25 protein-coding genes are annotated in these 23,914 nt (G+C 34.0%); 5 read left to right on the plus strand and 20 right to left on the minus strand.

From position 1 onward, the window contains the following. Window positions 1–22: 22 nt before the first annotated feature. Window positions 23–229, minus strand: coding sequence for an ATP-binding cassette domain-containing protein (locus tag Q0543_RS12330; protein WP_299253412.1), 207 nt, complete (start codon window positions 227–229; stop codon window positions 23–25). Between the two features lie 300 nt (window positions 230–529). After that, window positions 530–1,471, minus strand: coding sequence for an arginase (locus Q0543_RS12335; protein ID WP_299253415.1), 942 nt, complete (start codon window positions 1,469–1,471; stop codon window positions 530–532). Window positions 1,472–1,550: 79 nt separating this feature from the next. Between Q0543_RS12335 and Q0543_RS12340 the strand changes: the two genes are divergently transcribed. Further along, the gene (locus tag Q0543_RS12340; protein ID WP_299253418.1) at window positions 1,551–2,420 is read left to right on the plus strand and encodes an META domain-containing protein; all 870 of its coding nucleotides are present in this window, start codon (window positions 1,551–1,553) and stop codon (window positions 2,418–2,420) included. 88 nt (window positions 2,421–2,508) lie between these two features. Here Q0543_RS12340 and Q0543_RS12345 read toward each other — a convergent pair whose 3' ends face one another. Next, window positions 2,509–3,558 (minus strand): hypothetical protein, encoded by a 1,050-nt coding sequence (locus Q0543_RS12345; protein WP_299253421.1) that lies wholly within the window; start codon window positions 3,556–3,558, stop codon window positions 2,509–2,511. 226 nt (window positions 3,559–3,784) lie between these two features. Here Q0543_RS12345 and Q0543_RS12350 point away from each other — a divergent pair, with 226 nt between their 5' ends. Continuing rightward, window positions 3,785–4,522 carry a DsbA family protein gene (locus Q0543_RS12350; protein WP_299253423.1) on the plus strand — a complete coding sequence of 246 codons (738 nt, stop codon included), beginning with the start codon at window positions 3,785–3,787 and terminating at the stop codon, window positions 4,520–4,522. A gap of 443 nt (window positions 4,523–4,965) precedes the next feature. Further along, window positions 4,966–5,799, plus strand: a complete 834-nt coding sequence (gene ygiD, locus Q0543_RS12355; RefSeq protein WP_299253426.1) for a 4,5-DOPA dioxygenase extradiol — start codon at window positions 4,966–4,968, stop codon at window positions 5,797–5,799. A 32-nt stretch (window positions 5,800–5,831) separates the two neighbouring features. Here the strand turns inward: ygiD and Q0543_RS12360 are convergent, their stop codons facing one another. The 6 genes from Q0543_RS12360 to Q0543_RS12385 all read right to left on the minus strand — a co-directional run bounded on the left by Q0543_RS12360 (window position 5,832) and on the right by Q0543_RS12385 (window position 12,063). Next, on the minus strand, window positions 5,832–6,701 hold the full coding sequence (locus Q0543_RS12360; RefSeq protein ID WP_299253430.1) for an ATP/GTP-binding protein: 870 nt from the start codon (window positions 6,699–6,701) through the stop codon (window positions 5,832–5,834). A gap of 29 nt (window positions 6,702–6,730) precedes the next feature. After that, window positions 6,731–8,935, minus strand: coding sequence for a glycoside hydrolase family 3 N-terminal domain-containing protein (locus Q0543_RS12365; RefSeq protein ID WP_299253433.1), 2,205 nt, complete (start codon window positions 8,933–8,935; stop codon window positions 6,731–6,733). Window positions 8,936–9,059: 124 nt separating this feature from the next. Beyond that, window positions 9,060–10,031, minus strand: a complete 972-nt coding sequence (locus Q0543_RS12370; RefSeq protein ID WP_299253436.1) for an aldo/keto reductase — start codon at window positions 10,029–10,031, stop codon at window positions 9,060–9,062. 157 nt (window positions 10,032–10,188) lie between these two features. Then, window positions 10,189–10,560, minus strand: coding sequence for a globin (locus Q0543_RS12375; protein WP_299253439.1), 372 nt, complete (start codon window positions 10,558–10,560; stop codon window positions 10,189–10,191). A 71-nt stretch (window positions 10,561–10,631) separates the two neighbouring features. After that, window positions 10,632–11,144 carry a TlpA disulfide reductase family protein gene (locus tag Q0543_RS12380; RefSeq protein ID WP_299253442.1) on the minus strand — a complete coding sequence of 171 codons (513 nt, stop codon included), beginning with the start codon at window positions 11,142–11,144 and terminating at the stop codon, window positions 10,632–10,634. A 145-nt stretch (window positions 11,145–11,289) separates the two neighbouring features. Further along, complete coding sequence (locus Q0543_RS12385) at window positions 11,290–12,063, minus strand: prohibitin family protein (protein WP_299253445.1); 774 nt, start codon at window positions 12,061–12,063, stop codon at window positions 11,290–11,292. 380 nt (window positions 12,064–12,443) lie between these two features. Here Q0543_RS12385 and Q0543_RS12390 point away from each other — a divergent pair, with 380 nt between their 5' ends. After that, entirely contained in the window at window positions 12,444–13,040 is a 597-nt protein-coding gene (locus Q0543_RS12390; protein ID WP_299253448.1) for a hypothetical protein, read from the plus strand. A gap of 221 nt (window positions 13,041–13,261) precedes the next feature. Here the strand turns inward: Q0543_RS12390 and Q0543_RS12395 are convergent, their stop codons facing one another. The 9 genes from Q0543_RS12395 to Q0543_RS12435 all read right to left on the minus strand — a co-directional run bounded on the left by Q0543_RS12395 (window position 13,262) and on the right by Q0543_RS12435 (window position 22,013). Then, window positions 13,262–15,004 carry a DUF4974 domain-containing protein gene (locus tag Q0543_RS12395; protein ID WP_299253451.1) on the minus strand — a complete coding sequence of 581 codons (1,743 nt, stop codon included), beginning with the start codon at window positions 15,002–15,004 and terminating at the stop codon, window positions 13,262–13,264. A 44-nt stretch (window positions 15,005–15,048) separates the two neighbouring features. After that, a complete protein-coding gene (locus tag Q0543_RS12400; RefSeq protein WP_299253454.1) occupies window positions 15,049–16,074 on the minus strand; it encodes a FecR domain-containing protein in 1,026 nt (341 codons plus the stop codon). Between the two features lie 44 nt (window positions 16,075–16,118). Further along, window positions 16,119–16,721: an RNA polymerase sigma-70 factor gene (locus Q0543_RS12405; RefSeq protein ID WP_299253457.1), complete on the minus strand. Its 603-nt coding sequence runs from the start codon at window positions 16,719–16,721 to the stop codon at window positions 16,119–16,121. Continuing rightward, window positions 16,718–17,740: an SMP-30/gluconolactonase/LRE family protein gene (locus Q0543_RS12410; RefSeq protein ID WP_299253460.1), complete on the minus strand. Its 1,023-nt coding sequence runs from the start codon at window positions 17,738–17,740 to the stop codon at window positions 16,718–16,720. The genes Q0543_RS12405 and Q0543_RS12410 overlap by 4 nt, the downstream gene beginning before the upstream one ends. Before the next feature lie 69 nt (window positions 17,741–17,809). Continuing rightward, window positions 17,810–18,760, minus strand: coding sequence for a nucleoside recognition domain-containing protein (locus tag Q0543_RS12415; protein WP_299253462.1), 951 nt, complete (start codon window positions 18,758–18,760; stop codon window positions 17,810–17,812). Between the two features lie 101 nt (window positions 18,761–18,861). Then, window positions 18,862–19,599: a thioredoxin domain-containing protein gene (locus Q0543_RS12420; RefSeq protein WP_299253465.1), complete on the minus strand. Its 738-nt coding sequence runs from the start codon at window positions 19,597–19,599 to the stop codon at window positions 18,862–18,864. 57 nt (window positions 19,600–19,656) lie between these two features. Beyond that, entirely contained in the window at window positions 19,657–20,298 is a 642-nt protein-coding gene (locus tag Q0543_RS12425; RefSeq protein ID WP_299253468.1) for a hypothetical protein, read from the minus strand. 70 nt (window positions 20,299–20,368) lie between these two features. Beyond that, window positions 20,369–21,046, minus strand: coding sequence for a hypothetical protein (locus tag Q0543_RS12430; RefSeq protein WP_299253471.1), 678 nt, complete (start codon window positions 21,044–21,046; stop codon window positions 20,369–20,371). 91 nt (window positions 21,047–21,137) lie between these two features. After that, the gene (locus Q0543_RS12435; protein WP_299253474.1) at window positions 21,138–22,013 is read right to left on the minus strand and encodes a mechanosensitive ion channel family protein; all 876 of its coding nucleotides are present in this window, start codon (window positions 22,011–22,013) and stop codon (window positions 21,138–21,140) included. A 147-nt stretch (window positions 22,014–22,160) separates the two neighbouring features. Between Q0543_RS12435 and Q0543_RS12440 the strand changes: the two genes are divergently transcribed. Beyond that, a complete protein-coding gene (locus Q0543_RS12440; protein ID WP_299253476.1) occupies window positions 22,161–22,322 on the plus strand; it encodes a hypothetical protein in 162 nt (53 codons plus the stop codon). Between the two features lie 20 nt (window positions 22,323–22,342). On the opposite strand, the gene Q0543_RS12445 is transcribed toward Q0543_RS12440, so the two are convergent. Both Q0543_RS12445 and Q0543_RS12450 read right to left on the minus strand, forming a co-directional pair. Continuing rightward, window positions 22,343–23,005: a porin family protein gene (locus tag Q0543_RS12445; protein ID WP_299253479.1), complete on the minus strand. Its 663-nt coding sequence runs from the start codon at window positions 23,003–23,005 to the stop codon at window positions 22,343–22,345. Between the two features lie 380 nt (window positions 23,006–23,385). Then, window positions 23,386–23,889 (minus strand): hypothetical protein, encoded by a 504-nt coding sequence (locus Q0543_RS12450; RefSeq protein WP_299253482.1) that lies wholly within the window; start codon window positions 23,887–23,889, stop codon window positions 23,386–23,388. Window positions 23,890–23,914: the final 25 nt, after the last annotated feature.

Genomic DNA, 23,914 nt, shown 5'->3' on the forward strand with positions numbered 1-23,914 from the left:
TACCTGTAAAGTTAATATTTTATCAGTTACTCCCCAGCTTTTTTACCTGACCCGAAGTAGGTTTGATGTGTCCTGCTATGATTTTAGAAAGTATTGTTTTGCCACTTCCAGATGCTCCTGTTAACGCAATGCATTCTCCCTTTTGGATAGAGAATGAAATATTACTTAATACCGTTTCATCTTCGATAAATAAAGAAAGGTGATTGACTTGTATGATTGGCGTGGACATTGGGATTGGTTTAAGAATGAACAAAAACTGAATAACAATTACGAAACTTTTGCTCGAATGGGATTTTTTCACTTTCTATCTATTCTCTAAAGTATCCTCTATTTTGAGAATAGATGTTTAACAGGCATGTGCTCGGACGAACCAAAAAGTCGTCTGAACACTGTGCTTAATAACAATCGGTCTGCTTCTAATTTAAATAAGAATTTCAAAGGTTTGAAGCGCAATGCAGAACGCTCCAAGAATGTTATATCCCTTGGAGCGTTCGAAAAAACGGTTGGCTGAATTATCCGCCAATCAATTCTAATCCATCAACACGTCAATCAATTCTATCACAGCTTTACTCATGCTGTTATTGTTATCGAGCAAGGGATTGATTTCTGTAAATTCCCACAGTCGAATATTTTCTAATCGTTTTAAGGTGTCTACCACTTGTTTTGCTTCATCCAATAACAAACCATTGTACACAGGAGTGCCTGTTCCTGTAGACACACTCGTATCCAATACATCCACATCAAAGGATACATAAACTGCATCGTAGTCTTTAAAGTACGATACAGCCTGATCCAAAATAAATGTAAGCCCTTTCGCTTTCACATCGTAGGGGCTGTAGTGATTTAATTTATAATCGCGTATCAAATGATACTCTTGAATTTCAAAATCACGTAAACCTATAAAGAAAATATCCTCAGGACCAATTTTAGGCATCAGTCGACTTGCGCCGCAATGCTTTAATTCTTCCCAAAATGGTTTTAGTCCTGCATCAATATCGCTTCTAGAAAGCTCTATGTTATCATAACCCATGCATGCAGACAAGGACATACCATGTATGTTGCCAGAAGGCGTTGTATAGGGTGTATGTAAATCAGCATGAGCATCTACCCAAATCACACCTAGTTTTTTATCGGCACCAATTGCTTCTCGAATACCTGCCATAATTCCGATGGCATTGCTATGATCCCCACTGATTACTAAGGGGTAACTTTTTTTAACTACTTCACAAATTTCTTTTGCTGTATTGTTATTTAGCTCAGATAATATCTTTGCATATTTCCCTTGTGCATACGGACCAGCCTCTCCTCTTTTATTCGGAAAACTTGAAAGTATTTTTGAAGGTATGTTTTTTAATACAGGCTGTTTACGCTCTGCATCTGCAACATACAATGCATCTAATGCTAAAGACGTGCCCAAACGTTGTGCGCCAATATCCGATGGTACAGAAACAAGTATTTCTGGCTTTTTCATAATTTAATAATACAATACAATCTACTTGTAATGATACGAAAACCTTTCTAAATTAGATTAAGAAATTATTAATATGATTATGATAAAATATCCTTTGTATGCCGTTCTAAGTTTATTGGTTGTTTTTGCAAGTTGTAAGAGCCATAAAAAACATTTAAGGGATAAAAGCAATTCAGACACTCTTTCAGTAGCAATGCCAATTATCAATCAGTCTGCTGAAGTAAATAATCCATATTATAATACCAATTTTCAATTAAATTTATTTCAAGACAGTGTAACATTTTATGGTTTCAATTCAACAAACAAATGGGAATTGAAAATTGTAAATAATCAAACACTTCTGTTTACTCACGATGGTGAAACAATTGAATTTAAACACGAGAAGCTGTTTCAAACTCAAGACGCATCCATCGTCAAATATTACTCTACTAAATTGGTAGATTCTTTATCCAATAAGGCAGGAAAAAATTCAATCACAATAACCGTTAGCGAAGAAAAGTACTTAGACCTTTCGAGTTCCATATATGTGCCTTTTTCGGTGCGCATTGAACTTCAAAATTCACAAAGATCTGTCGTTTACTCTGGTGGAGGCTTTTATCTGGCTGAGCCAACGATCCACGATATTTGGGTATTGGATAGTATAAATACAGAAAAAATAGAAGTAAAAAAATTCCCACAAGGGCTTCCTACATTAGAATTTAAATTAGAAGGTGGTTCTCTTTCTGGTTTTTCTGGTTGCAATTATTTAAACACCGACTTTTATAAAGTTCGCAACGAAATTCAATTTGGAGATATGGCCTTAACGATGAAAAGTTGTATGGATGTAACCGGAGAATCGGATTTTATTACGTTGCTTAATAAAAAGCGTTATTCCTATACGTTAAAAAATGGGCAGCTTATATTAGTACATCGTGATAAATCAAAATTGGCTTTTCGCAAAGTAGATTAACATTCGATTGATTTAAATTTTCATACCCTAGTATACAAAATAAAAGTCCGCTTATAACGGACTTTTATTTTGTAATTATTTTAGCAAATTAATACGCTTGAAAAGATGTCGTTGAATATACATCAACTCCACTACTATTTTTCAATGAGAAATCCAATTTATATCCATCAGAACTGCAAGATCCGTCGAAAGGAGTGTTATTTGGTGCAATATACTTATATCCTGCTGTTGCACTCCAAGCTCCAGTTGTAATTCCTCCTGCTGAAATAGGATTATTTGTCAAATCTACCGTATACTGAACTTTCCCTTGTTTCAAAATATAAGGTCCTTCATATGTTGTTCCGCAATTAGACCAGTTAAATGGAGTTGCTAGTTGGCACACAAATTTATCTCCATCTCTTGATATACCGTACTCGCTTGTTGAAACAAATTCGCCAGGAATATAAGTGTCCAATGCTATCGTGGTATCACCTTCAACTGTAACTGCTATTCCTGCTGCTGTTCCGTTAGAAGTATAGGTATTTTTTCTGCGAATATTCCATTCCCTAGTTACATTATGAGTACCTGTACCCGTTGTGTCAAATGTTAATGTTAACAATCCTCTTACTCGATGCTCTACCGTTGCTGGGGTTGTTGTATACAAACTCAACATCGTACCTCCGTTTGGACCATTTGTTACATAACTAATACCATTGTAAGTAATCGATTGATTGTTTACATAATACAATATTTTATATTTGGTATATTCTATTTTCAACACTGCGCCTGGGTCTGAAAATTGATTCCCTGAAAAAAGACTTACTTCAACAGATCCACTCAATACCCTTGTGCCACAATTCATGCCAGACTTAGAATAATCAATTGTAAAACTTTTAGCATTAAATGTGACTTTACCGCAAGGTAAAATTGCACCGCCTGCGGTCGTTCTGAGGTTAGATGCATCTGAATATTGTTGAGAATTATATACCTTCTCAATATCACTATAAACTTTATCTAGTTCATTACGGGCACCTGCATCATCTGGCTTTGATCTATCAACAATGGCTGGAGTTACTGGCGCTTCTTCCCTAGGCTTACAACTGCTCACAAAAGCCGCTATAGATAAGCCTAACAAAATGGGATATACTACTTTTTTCATAAACTATGGTCGTTATACTTCAATATATATGTTTAAGGAATAGAATGTAACCAAACAGCTGTTCCTAATTTAACTTATTATTATACGCTATCATTTTCTTAACGTTTTACTATTCAACAATTTGATTTTTAACTGAGTGTAGGCAATGCGTTTTCATAAAACAACGATGAATCAATTTCCTATATTTGATGTTGAATAAAGCACAATATTCATTTACGGAGTATTTATGAAAAAATCAACATTGTATATTTCTACCATTTTTTGTATTCTATTGCTAACAAGCTCAGAAGTAAAAAAATATGAAAGCCTCACAAAACCAATTAAGCTTATTTATGTATATGATGCACTTTGCGGATGGTGTTATGGCTTTGGGCCTGTAATCAATCAAATTGGGAATGATTATAAAGACAAAGTTGAAATTGAGATTTTAAGCGGAGGTATGGTGCTGGGAGATAGAATTGGACCCATTAGCAACATGTCCGAATACGTATTAAGTGCTATTCCCATACTTGAAGAAGCAAGTGGAGTAACATTTGGACAAGCGTATATAGAATTAGTAAAAGAGGGTAGTTATGTTTCCTCTTCTGAAAAACCATCCATTGCACTTTGTGTATACAAATCATTCACATCAAAAAATCAGATCGCATACGCACACTCCATTCAAAAGGCTTTTTTTATAGAAGCGCGAGATATAAACCAAGACTCTGTTTATGCAAACATTGCAACTCAATTTGATCTTGATAAAGTTGAGTTCTTAAAAAGAATGCAAGACACTGCCTATCTTAATTTAGCGCATGCAGAATTTGCTAAAGCGACAAAAATGGGTGTTACAGGATATCCCACTCTTTTACAAAAAAAAGAGAACGGATATCAAGTTTTATGTGAAGGATATGTAAGTTATAAAGCTCTTGAAAAAAAGATAAATAAAGCGATAAAGGAAGAAAATAAAAAGGGCTCTATTTGATTAAAAATGGGTAGCGACAAATTATATAGAGCCCATTTTGTTTTTTTATGTGTCTATAAATAAATTTGTATAACCATTGTACAAGTGCCGACCACCGCGAGGTCGCATATTTATAGTATATAACTATACGCCAATTTATACGCCCAATCATCAACTTATATTCAAGCGATTAAGATTAATCCTTTCGTAATTGCGCCTGTTTATTTACTTATTTTTGTTTTGCTATAAATATGTGAACCTGCCGCAGTCATAATGCATTTAATTGTTTGCAAAAATTTAGAAAGTCAATATATGATTACCTACTATAAATCATATAGAGGCATAAAAAGTAAAATTGCTTATCTGCTAATGAATTAATTTATACTTTAACAGTTATAGCTTTAAAATTTCTATTCATGAACAGGAGAGCATTTATTAATACAAGTACTTTATTTGGTTTCACTATGTTAGGATTACATCAATTTGCCCGTGCTTGGGATAATGAGCAAACCATTGAAACAGTAATGCCTGTCTTATTCATTGGACATGGAAGTCCAATGAATGCAATTGAACAAAATAGGTTTACGGATACATGGAAAAATATTGCTAAAGAAATTTCAATTCCCAAAGCAATCATGGTTGTGTCTGCACATTGGGAAACGGTTGGCACAAAAGTTACTGCAATGCAACACCCTCGAACCATTCATGATTTTGGTGGTTTTCCCAAAGCACTTTTTGATGCACAATATCCAGCAGCTGGAACTCCGGAATTTGCGAAACAAACGCAAGACCTTTCGACCCATTGGAAAATTGATGAAGATCACGAATGGGGTTTAGACCATGGAACATGGTCTGTATTGATGTCGATGTATCCCAATGCAGATATTCCTGTTTTTCAAATGAGTTTAGATGTACGCAAAAAACCGGAAGAGCAGTTTGCTCTTGCACAAGATTTATTTGAATTAAGAAAACGAGGTGTACTCATTATCGGAAGCGGTAATGTAGTACATAACTTACGAATGATCAAATGGGATAACTCTGCTTTTGATTGGGCTGAAAATTTTATACATACCGTTAAAACTATTGTTGATACAGATAATTTTAGCCCATTGATACAGTATACGTCTCTTGAAAATTATAAATATGCGATACCTACGCCAGAGCATTACTTGCCCTTGTTATATTGTTTAGGCTTAAAGACAAAAACAGATTCTATTCGTTATTTTAATGATGTAACAACGAATGGTTCCATCTCTATGCTTGGTTTGCTTATTCATCAAAAAAAAGAAGCTCGATAGTTTTACCGAGCTTCTACAATTTTTTTTTAAAATTACTTTGTGATGGTATACGCCATTACTGAATTACCAAAAAAAGTAGGCACAATTAATAACTGTTCCGTATCTACATAGCATGCATCTGCTGCATTTAGTTTGGCTGCTTTTGTATCTAATATTTTTTCCACAAGTGTATCATTAATATAATACACTTCTCCTGGCCAACAAGAGATAATGTATTCCTTTTTAGAAACCTGCATTACCCCATCTCCACCTGGAATGCCTTGTGCAACACCTGTTAATTTCTTAGTTGTATAGTCAGCATCGTAAAATAAACCTGTCTCCATGTCAATAATACGTAAAGAACTATCTAATGCATACAAACCATTTGGTTTAAGTAACATCGGATCTTTTGCCCATAAGCTTACCACGCCGTTTCTATAAACATGGATTGTTCTCGCATCCGAATCTGTAAAGTATACATCGCCTTTGGCATCAATTGTAACATCATTCAAAAATTGTGCACTGTCCACAACGATTGATTTTTCAATTGTTGCCGTTTCCATATCAATTATTACGAGCTTATGAATATCTGTTACATACATTTTTCCATTGTATACACCCATTCCTTTTGGTGCATCTAATCCCTTAACCCATTCCAACTGCTCTATTTTTCCATCTAAACTCATACGACTTATGAATCCATTGCCATCTACACTATCTGGTTTACCATTGATGTTCGAAACATATAGAAATTCATCTGCTTTATTATATAAAACAGATTCGGGCACTTTAAAAATAGTATCTGTTTGCCATTTTAAAATAGCCTTTACTCCTGTAACCAACAGTTCTTCAGGTTCTGGTTTTTTATTTTCTGAACAGCTTAACAGTAAGAGTACAGAGACGAAATATATAATTTTATTCATGCGTACATTTTTAATTTAGTTGAAAATAATTATTTATAATATACTAGTGCTTTTTGATTTGAAATCATTATTTCAAAAATTCCCTTTTCGGTAACGGTTTTAAGTGCTTCATTTACAAACGCAAGATCCCTCTTTGTTAATACAAAGTCAACGGATTTGGTTTCTCCTGGTATTAAATTTATTTTCTCAAATTTTCTCAATCGCTTCACACATGGCGTAATCGATGCAACCAAATCATGCGTATACAATTCAATTACTTCTTGGCCTGCTACCTTGCCCGTGTTTGTAACTTTTACAGAAATTCTTAATGAATCATTTATTGCCAATGTATCTGTATTCATTATAATCTTTCCATACTCAAACGTTGTATAAGACAATCCATGGCCAAATGGATATTGTGGATTGAACTCATAAAAATAGTTGTATTCTGGTTCAACAATTTCTACCGCTTCATCCAACAATTTATGATCGTAGGTAATCAATGTGCCACTATAACGCGGATAGGTAAAAGGTAATTTCCCACTTGGATTATACGTTCCATAAAGTACGTCGTAAATGGCTTGTGCACCGTGTGTGCCCGGCCAATAAGCCAATACTATAGCGCTGCAATAAGGTTCTATTTCTCTAATAATTCTCGGGCGACCCTCTAACAATACCAATACAATCGGCTTGCCCGTGCTAGCAAGTGTTTTTATCATATCCACTTGTGTTGAATCAAATGCCAAGTCTGGAATATTGCCTGGAGTCTCTGCATATGCCGCTTCCCCAGCACAAATTACAATAACGTCTGAACTCCGTGCTGCTTTTATCAACGCTCCTTTATTTAATACGTTCGATTTATCCCAAGCAGATAAATCAAATATGCTTGTTAGCGGTGCATTCTTTTCAAACGCTTCAGCAATGGTTAATAAAGTGTCTGGATAAAATTCTTCCTTATTCCCTTGCCATGTGTAGGACCAGGCGCCATGTAATTCTGATAAAGTATTTGCAAACGGACCAGTAACCAATACACGTGTTTTGTCTGTGAAGGGCAATAGGTCATTTTTATTTTTTAGCAAGGTAATTGATTCACGTGCCGTCTGTACTGCTGTTTTAGTATAAGCTGGCTTAGAAAATGCTTGCAATGCGTCTTGTTCTAAATAGGGGTGATCAAATAAGCCCAGATCTTTTTTTAATTGTAAAATTCTTCTGACGGATTTGTTAATGCGTTCTTCTGAAATCTTTCCTTCTTTCACTAATGCAATTAAATCGTTTGTGAAACTAAAATCAAAGGGAACAATGCACATATCAATTCCTGCTGTTACCGCTAGGTATACTGCGTCCTTATGGGTTTTCGCAACATGATGACGTTCTTGAAGTTTCAATATATCCAACCAATCTGTAATTACAACTCCTTTAAATCCCAGCTCCGTTCGTAATACATCCGTTAACAAATATTTACTAGCATGTACTGGAGTGCCATTTATTTCTGCTGAATTTACCATCAACGTATGTGTTCCTTCATTTACAGCCGCTCTAAACGATGGTAAAAAATATTCGCGCAATACAATTTCGGGTATATATGCTGGAGCTCTATCTTTCCCATTTTGCGGCATGGAGTATCCAATAAAATGTTTCATACATGCTGCCACATGAAATGGACTAGAAACATCACCCCCTTCAAGTCCTTGAATGGACGCAAGGCCCATCTCGGAAGTCAAATACGTATCTTCGCCAAAGGTTTCTCCAAATCGCGACCACTGCTGATTGCGGCCAACATCTAAGACAGGTGCAAAGTTATATCGAATGCCAGCAGCCCGAACTTGAACAGCTGTTATTGCTCCACATTCTTTTGCTAATACTCTATTTCTGGTAGCCGCCAAACCAATATTGTGAGGGAACAAGGTTGCGCCATAAACATAATTCGCACCATGTACTGCATCAATGCAATATAAAAATGGGATTTTATGTCGTGTTTTTTCTAAAGTTAATTTTTGAATGGGTTCAATTATCGCATGCCATTCGTCTAGTGTATATGCATGTGTTAATACATTTTGAATAGAACCCACATGATGTTTTATGATAACATCGTTTACCTTCGCAGTATCAAGTACCACTGTACTGTCAACTTCATTTGCAATGGTTGCTAAGGTAAGGTTTGTCATTTGTCCAACCTTTTCCTCAATCGTCATCTGAGAAATAATTTTTTCAATTTCTTCTGAACTTGCTTCTTCGTGTTGTTTGGAACACGACATACAATAAAGCATGGAGACAGCAGACAATATCCTTATGATTTGATTTTTATACATCCCTTATTTAAAAATTAAATGAAACGTGGACTATTAATTAACCTGGAGAATATTATATGGTGTTGGATTATTATTGAGACCAAGCTGTTGGCTCTCTATCCCAACGGTGTTTTTTCAGCACATTGTACATATCTGCATCAAGTCTTGTGCCATCACTAACAGCGGTATTTGCTAATACATTGCGTTCTTTTCTCATACCCGGAATGGTTGTCGACACATCGTCATTCATTAAGATAAAGCGTAAGGCAAGCTCCGCCATAGACATTTCTTTTGTAACGAAAGGTCTTAAAAGATCTGCATGCTCTGCACTCGCAATTAAATTTTCTGGAACAAAATAGCTCGCTCTCCAATCGCCTTCGTCAAAAGTAGTGTCTTTGGTAATGTTTCCTGTTAAAGTCCCTTCATCAAAGGGTACGCGCGCAATGGTAGCAATGCCTAATTTTTTGCATAAAGGAAACAAAACATCTTCAGGTGCTTGATCAAAAATATTATAAATCACTTGCACAGAATCTATCAAGCCCGTTTTTAAGGTGTTTAAACAATTTTCTGGTTCCCATCTATTTACGCTTATTCCCCAAGCATCGACTTTGCCTTCCTTTTGCAAATCTTCTACTGCTCGCTGCCAACGATCATCAAATGCCCAGGCATCTTCCCACACATGAAACTGCATTAAGTCTATCTTTTCTAGACCAAGATTTTTCAAACTTGTTTCCGTATATTTCTTTATATGGTCTGCGGGAAAACATTCATCTAGGCTATAAGATTTTTTAGAAGGCCATTTAAAATTCATCGGCGGAATTTTAGTGGCTACATATATTTTTTTGCTTTGGTGTCTTTGAACCAATTTGCCTAACAACTGTTCGCTATGTCCTTCGCCATATCCCCAAGCTGTATCAAAAAAATTAACCCCTCGTTCAACAGCAAGGTCTAACGATTTTTCAGATTGGCTATCTTCTGAACCTTTCCAGCCACTTGCACCCCACATGCCGTAACCAATTTCACTAACCTGCCAATTTGTACGGCCAAACTTTCTTAATTGCATATACTTACTAAATTATATTACTAAAACAAGGTAAGTTATTTTAATGAAATAAGAAATGGGGTATTTAACTTTGAAAAAATCTATTTAAAAATTGAATGTATTTAACATTTGGTTATACAATTATAAAATCATATGTTCTTTTAGCTTAGCTGAATTCTCACTCTTCATTTACCATAAACATTGCTGTTTGGGGGAAACGAGCAAACAATTCGTCTTTTAACGTTTCGTCTATCGGCAGCTTTCCAATTGCTTGCGACATGCAATGCAACCAAGCCATTGCATCGGGTTTTGATATTGGATGCGGCAAATGACGTGCGCGCATTTGTGGATGACCGAATTTTTGAGAGTATGCTTGTGGACCGCCTAAAAATTGTGTCAAAAATAATCGTTGTTTCTCTTTTATCTCTTCTTTGTCATTTTTAAATAAATGGGCAATTTGCTCATTTACAAATACCAAATCATAAAAGTACTTAACTAATAAATTTAGATTTTCTTCCCCTAGCCTTACATACAATGCATCTATATCCATCTCATTAATTTTATAGATGCAAATTACTAAAAACCCATTAAACCAACCAAGAATATTAATTGCTAAGCTTCTTATTTAGTCGGATATTGTTTCTTTAGAAATTTTTTAAGCTGTTTGTAACCTATATCCATAGCTAAAATCTTTCCTTTTTCATCAATTACCTGAATAGAAGGAGTACCAGATGCTTTATAATCTAACATTGTTTTAGCAGCTCCATCAAAAGGATCATACCCATGTATGGCAAAATTTAATTTATCTTCTTTTATCACGGGTCTTAATGTGCTTGTGTCCATATCAATGGCAACCATGATATACGCAATGTTTTCATCTTTATACGGCGCCATGATAATGGGTATAAATTGGTTTGCTTCTCTGCAATGGGGGCATGTTGGGCTCCATAAATGAAGAATTACTAGCTTTCCTTTATAGTCTGATAAACGTATGCTATCTCTATCCAAACCGGCTACTGTAAAAGCAGGCGCTTTATCACCAACTGAAAGCATGCTTAAAAATGTACCTGCGCTAAGTATTGCTATCAAAGATAATACGATAACATATAAGGAAATTTTGTTTCTGGCTTTCATAGTTGTGCTCTTAATTCATTTCAAAATTAAACAAAAGCAGCTTCAACCTCTTATACTATTACAGCAATTGATTGCAACATACCAGCTAAAACAAAAATACAATTTATTGGATTAGAGGGTTTTGGGTACCCTCTAATCCAATATTTTATTCACCACCTACCATTATGGGCACCTGACCATTGGTAATAATTACTTTTGCATTACTTGAAGTTGACAAGTACTTCATCATATCAATATACTTGTATTTTAAAGCAGCCTCTGTCATTGCAGAATTTATAATGTCTTGAGACTTTTTAATTCCTTCTGCTTCAACAACAATTCTTTCTGCTTCTTTTTGTTGCTTTAAAATAACATACTCCATTTGCATTGCTTCTTGTTGCGCTTGCACTTTATTTTGTATGGCTTTTGTTATTTGTTCTGGCAAAACAATATCTTTTAACAACACAGCATCAATAATAAACCCATATTTATTTACTGCAATTAACATTTGTTCTTTAATAGCAGATTCTATTTTTTCTCTTTCTGTGGCATACAGTTCAGTTGCATAATAACGTGCTGTAACCTCTCTGGTTGTTGCTCTGAAATTTGTCATGATTGCAACCTCTTCGTAATTCTGTCCAAACCGAACGTATACCGCTTTAGCACTATCCGGATTGATGTGATACAACAAACTAATTTGTGCGTCAATACTTAATCCTTCTTTAGTAGGTACTATTAATTTACTATACACTTCCGTTACTCGAACGTTTATTTTAATAATTTTGGAAACAAAGGGATTAAAACCTTTTGAACCTTGCAAAACAGGCAGTGTTTTTATAATGCCAATTTTTTGTATCATTCCTACCTCACCCGGTCGAACAATAGTACAGCTGCTTATTGCAACTAAAACAATAGCAATTAAAATAGTTAGCTTTTTCATGAAATTTGATTTAAAGGGTTTTAAATGAATGTGCGAAATCTATTCAGAAATTATGTTGTGATTCTGTAGGGTTGGTATAGGGATATAAAATAGGTCAACATCTATGAGTTATGGAGCTTTTGGAGCCACTAATTATTTTTGTAGTTGTTAGGGTTTTGCTAAAAATGAATGCGGCCGGTTCATGCATAACATTAAAATGTCATAGTTGTCGTTAATATCATTCTAACGATCGATAATTTACCTTTAAACTATTGCATGAGTGTGTATCACAATGTGCGTTAGTGAAATGTATCACCTCACGATCTCGGTTTTAAAATCAACTATTTTTCATTACTTTCAATAAATTTAACTTTTGAATATGAAATGAATATGAAATGAATATGAAAAACGAAGTGAACACACATTTAAATCCGCTTCCAACGGGCAAAGTGGAGATTGCGGGTATTGCATTGTTTTTGATTGCGCTTTTTCTAAGATTTACACATCTGCCTTTTTCAGGACCATTAACAGTTCTTTCCTTAGGTACATTGGCGGTTATTTATATAATTCGGGGCTTTGAAATAATAGGTTTTCAGCAAGATGAAAAGCAATTTAATGCCGTAAATATGATAACAGGAGTTATTCTTTCAATTACGTGTATCGGCATTTTGTTTCGCTTGATGTATTGGCCTTTTAGCCAAATGCATTTAACAATTGCGTGTTTTGGTTTGCCAATTGCATTTGGTTGGTTGTTTACTGTTCGTACAAAAGTAATTTATAAGGAAACTGCTCATGTATATTTTCTTAAATTAATTCGGGTGGCAGTATTTTTTGCTTTAGCTGCAACACTTTATTCCATATCATTAAAAACTCAAATTGACATTGAAAATTGGGACGATACTAAAATGGCAGAATTAAAATACAAGTATATGAGCAACCAAAATAATGCGCAGTATAGAGAAGAATATTTAGAGTATAGAAAAAATAAATTGAAATAATATTTCTATAGCTGAATTAAGCTTTTGGTATTTCTGCGTCTTTAATTAAGGATAAAATAAATTTCTTCCTCTATTAAGTTGAATACTTGATATTATATTTGGCGTATCAGTTTTTTCCATTTCTATTTGGCAAGTCTTTACAACAATTTCTACTATGGGGCTATAACGATAGAAGCCTTCGCATGGAGCGAAGGCTTCTATATGCACAACGTACGCTTTTATTAAAATCGAATACCCGCATTAAAGCCCAGCCAGTAAGGGTTGTAAATGTTATCCCCGTTTGATATTTTAATCGTATTTTGGTATACAATAGCTTTATTTGGAATTATTTTTGATCCTTTTACTCCACTTGAATTTATATACTTAGAAAACGACGTGTTGAATGTCGGTCCCGCAAACAAGGATACTCTCTTTGATATCTGTAAACCCAACATAATACGTAATTGAAGTTGCTCATTCATCCTATTTGTGAAGGCTTCATTTTCATTTATATGTAATGCTACAAGATCAAAAGATATTGTTGAATTCTTACTCATTTGCGAAGTAGTTCCAAGTCCATAACCAAATGTCCAGCGATAACTTACAGAATTAAAATTTACTCCGAATTCAAAAATATTATACAATCCTTTTACCCCACTTTTAATGGCAATATTTGCGCGTGTAGTTTCCGAATAATATGCTTCTATTTTAGCATATCCATTTTTAGCAATAGATAATATTCCAAAAGGCACGCCATGTATCGTATCGCAAATATTAATGAGCCCAAATTGAAAACCATTTACTTTATGCGCATGATTAACTAAACCAATTTGTCCGCCATTCACTACGCCATTATGCTGATTAACGATACACGCTAGTTGTAAACCGTCTAATTGTTCCGTTCCTACATTTACAGCACCTGACACTTGTACGCCAGAGGCTGCACCATTCGCAACATTTACAAGACCCGCAAATTGCCCACCAATAAGCTCTTGATTTGTAATGTTTGCAATCCCTGCAAACTGTGCACCTCGCACATATTCTCCAACAATATTTGTTATGCCTGCCATTTGAACACCATGTACTTCTCTGCGGACTATATTTGCTACACCACCGTATTCAAATTTTGATACTGCGCCATTATATCCAATAAGTCCATTTAACGAATACTCATTTCTATAAAGACCACTCGTTAAGCCATGTGATGCTAAAGGGTAAATTCCAGTAAATTGAAAATCATCTTGAATCAATAAATCTTCGCTGTATTGAATGTTAGATGTATCTGTAATTTTTTTGGGTCTACGCTCCAATTGTTTCGCGATCATTATACTGTCGCGCAATTGTTTGTATTCCTTTTCAAGCGCTAATTTAGATGCTTTATAACTCTTTTTTAATTGCGTATTATTTAAAAAAGATTGAATGGCTACACTATCTTTTTTTTGAACATAGGTAGAATTTAAGTCTATAAGTCCTTTTGAGTACGAATTATCTAATAGCTTTATTGCTTGCACCGTGTCTGTCGAAATAAATTCGAAGGGCTTTGCAATCAATATTACTGGTGGAATTAGTGAATCTTTGTCAGACTCTATTATTGTATTTGTTTCAGGTGTTGTCTCTAGATTTGTATTGGTCTTAACACTCGTATTATTTTTCGGGGGCGCCGGATAATGATGTTCAGCTTTATTTCTTTTTAATACAATCTGATTACCTACTGCTCTATAAACGATAGGTGTTGATTTAAATAGTTTGTTCAGAACGTAGCCTAGACTTTCATTTTTAACATAAAAAGTTACGTGTCTACTTAAATCCACTTGGTCTGGAGAATAAGAAAAATTTACACCGTACGTGTTCTTTATCTGTTTAAGTGCTTGTTCTATACTAATGTTTTGGAACTGAATAGTTACTTTTTTATCCAGTACTTGCGCAAAAATTGCATGTGTGGAAATGAATAGAAAAAGTAATGTCAGATGAATTTTTTGTCTCATCTTAAAATTTTTTCTATAAATATACTAAAAAGTCTTTTAAAAAATTATTTGCACCCTTCTCCTTTTAAGATGTATAAAGAACCTTGTTTCTCGATTTGCATATTCATGGAAAGTGCAATTACTTGTAAAATTTCTTCCACATCTGCATTGTCAAATTCACCCGTAAATCTGCATGTACCCATGTCTGGATTATTTAGTTTTACGTCAACACCTGTTCGACTTTTTAAATCCGTTACTACTTGATTTAAAGGAGTCCCAGTAAAAATCAGTAGGTCCGCATTTCTCCAAACGGCAGGCTTCGTATTCATTGTTTCACCTTTGCGCAAGTTGCCAATTCTATCTACGGTACACGTCATTCCTTTTGTTAGCATGACTTCTTTACCAGAGCGACTGTATTTTTCTAGCACAGCAACTTTACCTTCTTCCACTTTTATAACATCTACCGAATCATTTGCTCTACTGCATACCAAAAATTTGGTTCCTTTTACTACTACTCTAGATCTGAATGATAAAACAGTAAATGGCTTTTTTTCGTTTTTTTGTACTTCAAAGAACGCTTCGCCATCTAAATATACGATACGTTCTGTTTCGCCATATGTAGACGCATACCGAACCGTAGTTGTATCATGCACATATACTTTGCTGCTATCAGGAAGATAAAACTCCTTCATTCCTCCAAAGGATTGTAAATCTGTAAAAGTAGGTTTGGTAAATACAACATTACTCATAGCCCACGTTATACATGCTAAGAGCAATACTGCTGCTGCAGCTTTGGCCACTGGTGCTTGCCAGATATTCACCCATAAAGAAATACTCTTTACTTCTTTACAATCTATCGTTTGCGCTTTTACAGCATTCCAAGCCTTAACAATATTGAATTCAGGGAATTGATTTCTCTCTCTCGAAACTTTCCAAGATTTTTCAACTTCTTCAAAAAACAACTTATGCTCCGGCTTTTCCGCTTTCCAGAGGTAAAGTTCTTGCACTTCTTGTTCCGAAAGTTCTCCCTGCTTAAAAGCAGTGATTGTTTCGTACCAGTAGTCGCTATTTAGAATATTTTCGTTTTTCATGGTCATTTCAATACTAAGACAATTGAGCAAAGGATTACCCCTATTTATATATTGAAAATAATTGTGCTATTTTCAGAAATAAATATTGCGAGAAATAAGAGGAAAAGATGCTCTCTCATAATTCTCAGCGCTTTACCCATATGATTCTCAACTGTTTTAACAGATATTTGAAGCATTTCTGCTATTTCTTTGTAAGATAATTGCTCTTCTCTGCTCAACATGAAGACAGTTCTGCAAGCATCTGGCATCGATGCAATTGCCTTATTAATTGAATCTTGCATTTCTTTACCCTCTAATTCCAAGATTGGGTCATAAGAAACAGACGCTGTTTCTTCGCTCAAAATTGACACGTCTTCATGTACAATTTTTTTAGCCCTATTGTATTCATTTATGCTTCTATTATAAACCGCACGAAATAAATAGGTCTTAAAAGAAGATTGAATGATCGTACTTGTTCTTTTATCCCAAAAATTTACAAAACACGTTTGTACAACATCTTCTGCAAGATCCTTATCTCGAACAATTCGAAATGAAAATCTACATAAGTGTTTGTAATAGGTATGAAACAAAGATTCAAAATAGTCTTCTTCGTTATCAGAAGGCCAATCTTTTTCTGTGTCTTTTATAAGCCTGTGAGGGGTACTCATTTATTTAATTTAAGACGTAACAAATACATATTTGCTGTGATATACAAATAAGACTCTGTATCATCTAGGGCAACATTTGAAGCATGTTCTTTAATTTTAATCGTAGCAATATGCTTTCCAGCTGGATTGAAAACCCAAATACCCATCGGACCAGAAGCGTATATATATCCCTTGCTATCCATCTTTAAACCATCGGGCAATCCTTTACCTTTATTTACAAAAGGAGTTGCATCCATAAATACGTTGCCGTTACTAAGTTTACCCAAACTGTCAATATCATATACCGCCCAAATTGCGCGTGCTGGATCCGAATTGGCTACATATAATTTCTTTTCATCATTAGAAAGAATAAGTCCGTTGGGACGGGTTAAAGAATCAATGATTTGTTCTACAGAACCATCTGCATTCAATCTATACACGCCTTCTTTTGTTTGTTCTTTTAATGGATCATTTTCTTGTTTTTCTAATCCGTATGGAGGATCAGTGAAATAATAATTTCCCTTTTTGTCTGCAATAACATCATTTGGGCTGCTAAAGCGTTTGCCATCAAATTTATCAGCAAGTGTTTTAAAATCTGCTGTTGGAGCATCTAAAGGCGCGAGCATTACTGCTATGCGTCTATCACCACATTGTGTTAATATTAACTTGCCTTCGCTATTTAAACAAAGCCCATTAGATCCTGTTTCGCCTCCACGTGTAATTGTATCTGTATACCCAGATGGGGTTAAATATAGTTGCAGACTATCTTTCTCTGACCAGCTATTGATGGTGTTTCTGGGAACATCTGAAAAAATTAATTTGTGTTGGTCTTTTAACCAAAGCGGACCTTCTGCCCATAAAAATCCTTGTGCAAGAATTTCTGCCTTCGCATCTTTTGAAAATAAGGTTTCTGCTTCGGGATCTAATATTTCGATTTCACTCAATGTGTCTGCTAACTTAACTTGAGTATGTTGTTTTTGATCGGTACAGCTTGACAAAAAAATTGCCAAAATGGAAATAACTAAAAGACTCTTTTTCATTAAGCTAAAATACGCAATTTATTGGTATGAATAAAAACAAGGCAATTTCTTAATTCGAAATACCTATACTTAGGTAGTTTGAGATTTTTGAACGAACCAATTTTGAGGCAAGCGTTTTGTGATTTTTACGACTACAAAAGTAACAAGCAATGCAAATATCATTCTAAAAATAAACACCATCGACCAGTGTGCACCCATGGATATCATTAGCAATGAGTCTTCAATTAAGCTGTGACATAAGCCCATTAAAACAAATGCATAAAATACATCCATGGCAGGAATTTCCTTTTCTTCTGTCTCCTTAATAATTAATGCGCCTCCATATAAAATACCTAAACTCATGCCAATCACTGTCATGGGTATTACTTCTTTGTTAATCCCCAAGATGCTTAGTATTGGTTTTAAACCTTCACTAAATGTATTTAATATTCCAGATCTTTTTAATACACGCATTACAAACAATAGCGCCATCACAACAAAGAATACTATGATGTATTTTTTAATTTCACCCAATACCCAATCCCCGATGCTGGGGTTTACAAGAATTTCAGGTTTCCATTGAATACTATTTGGTTGTTGTAAAAATTGGGTTTCATTTAACAATAGATTCATGCAAATAGCAGTAAGGATTCCAAAACCAAAACGAATTAAAAACATAATCCAAAGTTTGCACCCTGCTTTGCGCGCTATTTGTAATTCTATTGGAAGTGCATGTGCCATCAACATCATACAACATAAGATGGATACTTGCGCGGTTGTCAAGGTGTTAGAAATATCTAAGGAATAAAATGCAATCATTCCTCCGTAAATATTGGTTACCATAGTTGTAGCCCAAATGATGCCGCAAGCGCCTGGTAAGCCAACAAATTTCATTATGGGGGCAAGTGCAGATCCTAAATAATCAATCCATCCTAAATACTGCAATACCTTTACAGCGATAGAAATGGGTATCATTATTTTATATAACAGCAATGCTGATTTACTTGTGTCTTTTATTAAACTTTTGGAGGCCTTAATCATAGTTGCATGAAAGAATTCAAAAATAGGCAGAAAGTAATTCATAGAAAAGGGCTTGTACGTTTTAAACATACAAGCCCTTTCTTTATGTAATTAAAGAGTACTTACTTTAATTGATTCACCAATTGTTTTTTTGTTTTATAGCCAATGTCATCATAAACCAATTTCTTGTTTTTATAAATATGTATCGCTGGTAAAGATTCTATTTCAAAATGCTGACTCAGTGTTGGGTTTTTGTCTACATCAATACGTACAACAGTAACTTTATCGGACATTGTTTCAGCAATGTCCTTCAAGTCTGGCTCCATTTGTTTGCATGGCCCACACCAGATTGCATAAAAATCTACCAAAACATATTTGTCCGTTTCTAATAATTTTTGAAATTCAACCAAACTCATCTCTTGTTCTGATTGAGCAACACTTGGTGTATTTCCTTTTTCTACAGGCAATGTGGCAGCATTCCATTTTAACATTCCTCCATCTAATTCGTATACTTTTTCAAAACCTTCCGAACGTAAATAGTTTGCAGCACTCGCACTTCTTCCACCGCTTAAACAATATACAAACACAGGTTCTTTTTTATTTAAAGGTGCTACTTGGGTTTTAAAATCTGAACCATTCCAATTCACATTTTTCGCATTTTTTATATGCTCTTTATTAAACTCTTCTTCCGAACGTACGTCCAGAAGTGTGGGATTTGCAGTAGCCTTCACCATATTGCTAAATTGAAGCGCATTAAGTTTTAGTGTGTCGTTGGTTGCTGCTGCAGATTGCTGATTTGAACAAGCGCTTAGGCTTGTTGCAAAGAATACAACCATCATTCCGATAAAAATTTGTTTCATATTTTTTACGTTTGTTTTAGAACACCTAATTATACGTTTAAAGTTCAATAATAGAGATTATTCGGCAGAAATGGTAGTTTTATGGGGAGTTCTGACATATACTTTGTGTCGTGCATTGTATTTAGAAATAAAAGGGAAAGATTTTTTATTGTCTGGGTCTTTTTTAATTTTTTTGAAACTAGCAGATAAGGCTGGGTCTCTAGTTATAATTGGCTCCAATGTTTTTTTATCAACTTTCGCAATTACTCCAGATGTATAATCTAAAAAGTACATTGTTATTTTAATCTGACCGTTGCCTACTGTTGATCGGTCTGCATCATTTGCTGGGACTGAAACCCATTCTTTTATCATAAAGGTTGAAATAGCTGCTTTTAAAAAAATCGGATTTAATTGGGATTTATAAAATATAAATAATCGCCCATTTATAACCGTTGCATATAAATTCGCTTCAAACTTTAAACGTGTGTTATTGCTGTTTATATAAAATAAATTATCAACGTTAATTTTATCTTGAATGGCTCCAATCTCTAATTCGCAATTGGGGAATTTCGGAGTATTGCTTCTTACCTCTTTTAAAGACGTATAAATTCCATTTTTTAATAGTAAACTGTTGTCAAATAACATGCTATCATACTCTGTTTGAGCAAAAAGTGTTATGGCAAAAAATGCAAGTATAATACAGGTAATTGTTTTTTTCATTGAATCAATTTGTTTCCGTCCGATTATTTGTACTCAAAAATATGTATAAAGAATTCAAATTTCCTGATTGTTATTCTTCTGATTTAGGTATTACGGGCAATACGTAAATATACATAGGATTTCGAGTATTGTATTGAGAAATAAAAGGATACGACTTTTTATTGTTAGCATCGCTTCTTATTTTTTTGAAACTTGAATATAAGACAGGATCTCTCATAATTATTGGTTCCAAATTTTCCTTATTTACTTTGGAAATAAAACCTGTAGCAAAATCCAAACAATATATGTTGACTTCTACACTACTTGTAGTTACGGGTACCGTACTTCCATAACCTGGATAGCCATAACCCATATTGTTTTGCGGCATATAGGTTGTCGTTGTAACAATTTCATTCAGTATAAATGTAGATATTGCCCCTTTCAAAAAAACAGGATTTAATTGATTGTCATAAAAAATAGATAAGCGACCTTCAACAACAGTCGCATATAAACTCGATTCAAACTTTAAGCGTGTGTTTCTGCTATTTCTATAATATAACGTATTTAAATATATTCGATCTTGATTTTTCTCTAATTCCAATTCACTATCCGGATATCTAGGCGAATTGTATTTAAGTTCCTCTAAAGTGCTATAGATTCCATTTTTAAAAACAGTTTTGTTGTCAAATAAGATACTATCAAAACCAATTTGAGCAAAAAGAGGTAGCATCAAAAAAAGATATACCGCACACAAAAACGCCTTTTTCATATACCAATTTATATAAAATTCCGCAGTAATTTGCAGAAGTTTCAATTGCAAATAAAAATGTCTGAGCCAACGCTCAGACATTTTTATTAATTTACTCTTGTAAGGTTGCTATTTTGGTTGCTTGATGAATAACGCGTTGTGGAAATGGAATTTCAATTCCTTCTTTATCAAAACCAATTTTGATTCGTTTTCTTAACTCACCTGTTACATCCCATTGTTTAATGGGTAAGGTATCTCCTACTATTTTAATATCAATAGCTGAATCCCCTAGTTTATCAACTCGTAAAAACTGAGGTGCTTTAATAATAAAGTCTTTCCACTTTTCATCGTTTGCTAAGTCATTCCCTATTTTATTGACAACGTTAATCACATGATCTAAATCTGCACTATAAGAAACGCCTACATTTAAATTTACACGAGAAAATACTTTTGACATATTTGAAACGGTCTTAATTTCTCCGTGAGGTACGTGATGTACGGTACCATCCATATCCCGTAGGGTTGTCATGCGCAAACTTATATCTTCCACTAAGCCTCCAATAGTTCCAAAACTTACTACGTCGCCTATTCTATATTGATTTTCAATGATGATGAATAATCCAGCAATGATGTCGCGAATAAGATACTGACCGCCAAAACCAAAAGCTAAGCCAACAATACCAGCACCAGCAAGGATGGGCCCAATCATCAACCCAATTTCTCCTAAAATCATTAAGGTAGCAATCGTTAAAATTAAAATGGTAGAGCTAGTACTAAAAATTTTTATAAGTGTATCTTCTCTTTTCTTCTCCCCATCTTTTGAAGTTAATTGATCGGCAGTTATTGTTATACGAACAACTTTCTCAATAAACCGATTTGCAATTTTATTCAAAATAAAAGAACCTATTATTATAAAAATAATTTTAACTCCATGTTCAAGTGCCCAAGGTAAAATATTTTCTAAATATGAGATTAATTTTTCTTTCATACGTGATGTTTTTAATTATAAAACATATTTTCAGAAATACATTTTCTGTTTCCTGTTTTATATTTGGTTTTCTCAATTGATTTCGAACGTATTTAAGCAGGGGCTTACATACACTTTGTTCCACTATCTACAATATACAAAATTTATATGGCTTATGTAAGTGATGTACATGAATTGTTGTTGAACAAAATACCCATAACCATTCAAAGTGCTCGTCAATATTATATTATAAATGTTTGTTATTCTATTATTTTAAAAAATAAAATGTTCAAAATAGAATTAATGGTAGCTTCATTAACAGTAGCGTAAATTTAATTTATTTTTATTCGTTAATATATTCTGAACCCAACTGAAGCTTGTAGCCATATATTTTTGTACCGTGGAGTTTGAGATGAACTGTTTTCTCTATTATGTGTTACATCCCAACCTGTTCTTAATCCAAAAACAACATTATTAAAGTTAAAATCTAAACCGCCTGTCAGACAAAATATATTATGGCGCACTGGTTCGCTTTTAAACTGTTCTTCTTGAAAACGATTTAATGACGAATTTGTAAAAACATTGCTTTGACTCATTAAAAATGAATATTGAGGTCCGAATAGAATTGTTAGTCGTTCAATAGGCTTTACTGCAAAAAATATGGGTATGTCGACATAGTTTAATGTGCGCTTCAATTCATAGCTGCTTAATAAATAAATACCTGAACTATTAAAGCCACGTTGAGATAAGAGTACCTCTGGCTGTATACCAATATACTTTGCGATAGGTATGTACAAGAATGCGCCTCCTGCAAAGCCTGCTTTCCCTCTTGCATGAAAGTTTTCTGTATGAGAATTATATATACTTGAAAAATTTATCCCTGCTTTAAAACCGAATGAAATGTACTCTCGTGAGTCTTCATTCTGTGAAAATGCATTTATTGAACTTAAGAGCAGAAATACGAGGCATATTGTCAATTGACGCTTACAAATATTCTTTCCAAAATTATACATACCGTACTAATCAAGAGAAGGATACTTTAGATTCTGTTTTAATTGAATTTCTATTTTCTCCACTTGTACTTTTTGATTGACTTCCTTATAACTCATCTCCTCTTTCGACTGAGAATTATTTAAACCAAATGAAAGTACAGTGCCTATAGATAAGCATACTAGTGATGAAATGATGAATGATTTGATAAATTTCATAGCGGTAACATTTATATGATTTAAATAATGTGTTTCTTCTTTTTATAATTCTTAAAATTAATCAATCGATACATATTAGGACTTACAAAAAAATACAAAATCGTTATAAATTTTTATACATAAAAAAAGGTCAGCGATTTAAGATAAATCGCTGACCTTTTTTATATATGCTATTGTAGTTTTAATTATTGAACAAATGTCCCGTCTTCCTTCACATATAAAATTACTTGATCGTTACTTACATTTGAAGATTTTTCAGTTATTACATAATATGTTCCTTCCTTAGTAATATGCTTATACGTATACACATCAACTATTTTATAATCTGGATAGGTTTTCTTGATTGAATTATAAACTGTTTGTGAAAGTTGATCCGTTAAAATTTGATGTTTTTCCTCGATTATCTTCCCTTCAGAATTATAAGTAATCACACCCTTTTTACCATCTTCTAAATATACTACTTTATATGATGTTGGATTGTTTGTGTCTTCGTTTAGTATAGAGTCCTTTGACCATAGAATATCACTAGCTCTTGTATGTTGCTTTTTAAATTCTTGTTCTATTGAATTTACAGAAACAGTCTTTTTTTCTTTTACCACTACAGTTTCTTCTTTCGAATTGCTGGGTTTTGGTTTTGCTGTTTGTGGACTTTCCTTTACAACCGTTTTGGTTGGAGTTGAAGTTTGCATGTTCTTCTTTGTACAAGAAGAAAAA

Source organism: uncultured Cytophaga sp. (genome assembly GCF_937863595.1).
GTDB lineage: Bacteria > Bacteroidota > Bacteroidia > Cytophagales > Cytophagaceae > Cytophaga.

Coding starts and splice junctions, on each gene's coding strand:
- Q0543_RS12330 (WP_299253412.1), bottom strand. CDS start 229: ATGTCCACGCCAATCATACAAGTCAATCACCTTTCTTTATTTATCGAA.
- Q0543_RS12335 (WP_299253415.1), bottom strand. CDS start 1,471: ATGAAAAAGCCAGAAATACTTGTTTCTGTACCATCGGATATTGGCGCA.
- Q0543_RS12340 (WP_299253418.1), top strand. CDS start 1,551: ATGATAAAATATCCTTTGTATGCCGTTCTAAGTTTATTGGTTGTTTTT.
- Q0543_RS12345 (WP_299253421.1), bottom strand. CDS start 3,558: ATGAAAAAAGTAGTATATCCCATTTTGTTAGGCTTATCTATAGCGGCT.
- Q0543_RS12350 (WP_299253423.1), top strand. CDS start 3,785: ATGAAAAAATCAACATTGTATATTTCTACCATTTTTTGTATTCTATTG.
- ygiD (WP_299253426.1), top strand. CDS start 4,966: ATGTTAGGATTACATCAATTTGCCCGTGCTTGGGATAATGAGCAAACC.
- Q0543_RS12360 (WP_299253430.1), bottom strand. CDS start 6,701: ATGAATAAAATTATATATTTCGTCTCTGTACTCTTACTGTTAAGCTGT.
- Q0543_RS12365 (WP_299253433.1), bottom strand. CDS start 8,935: ATGTCGTGTTCCAAACAACACGAAGAAGCAAGTTCAGAAGAAATTGAA.
- Q0543_RS12370 (WP_299253436.1), bottom strand. CDS start 10,031: ATGCAATTAAGAAAGTTTGGCCGTACAAATTGGCAGGTTAGTGAAATT.
- Q0543_RS12375 (WP_299253439.1), bottom strand. CDS start 10,560: ATGGATATAGATGCATTGTATGTAAGGCTAGGGGAAGAAAATCTAAAT.
- Q0543_RS12380 (WP_299253442.1), bottom strand. CDS start 11,144: ATGAAAGCCAGAAACAAAATTTCCTTATATGTTATCGTATTATCTTTG.
- Q0543_RS12385 (WP_299253445.1), bottom strand. CDS start 12,063: ATGAAAAAGCTAACTATTTTAATTGCTATTGTTTTAGTTGCAATAAGC.
- Q0543_RS12390 (WP_299253448.1), top strand. CDS start 12,444: ATGAAAAACGAAGTGAACACACATTTAAATCCGCTTCCAACGGGCAAA.
- Q0543_RS12395 (WP_299253451.1), bottom strand. CDS start 15,004: ATGAGACAAAAAATTCATCTGACATTACTTTTTCTATTCATTTCCACA.
- Q0543_RS12400 (WP_299253454.1), bottom strand. CDS start 16,074: ATGAAAAACGAAAATATTCTAAATAGCGACTACTGGTACGAAACAATC.
- Q0543_RS12405 (WP_299253457.1), bottom strand. CDS start 16,721: ATGAGTACCCCTCACAGGCTTATAAAAGACACAGAAAAAGATTGGCCT.
- Q0543_RS12410 (WP_299253460.1), bottom strand. CDS start 17,740: ATGAAAAAGAGTCTTTTAGTTATTTCCATTTTGGCAATTTTTTTGTCA.
- Q0543_RS12415 (WP_299253462.1), bottom strand. CDS start 18,760: ATGATTAAGGCCTCCAAAAGTTTAATAAAAGACACAAGTAAATCAGCA.
- Q0543_RS12420 (WP_299253465.1), bottom strand. CDS start 19,599: ATGAAACAAATTTTTATCGGAATGATGGTTGTATTCTTTGCAACAAGC.
- Q0543_RS12425 (WP_299253468.1), bottom strand. CDS start 20,298: ATGAAAAAAACAATTACCTGTATTATACTTGCATTTTTTGCCATAACA.
- Q0543_RS12430 (WP_299253471.1), bottom strand. CDS start 21,046: ATGAAAAAGGCGTTTTTGTGTGCGGTATATCTTTTTTTGATGCTACCT.
- Q0543_RS12435 (WP_299253474.1), bottom strand. CDS start 22,013: ATGAAAGAAAAATTAATCTCATATTTAGAAAATATTTTACCTTGGGCA.
- Q0543_RS12440 (WP_299253476.1), top strand. CDS start 22,161: ATGGCTTATGTAAGTGATGTACATGAATTGTTGTTGAACAAAATACCC.
- Q0543_RS12445 (WP_299253479.1), bottom strand. CDS start 23,005: ATGTATAATTTTGGAAAGAATATTTGTAAGCGTCAATTGACAATATGC.
- Q0543_RS12450 (WP_299253482.1), bottom strand. CDS start 23,889: ATGCAAACTTCAACTCCAACCAAAACGGTTGTAAAGGAAAGTCCACAA.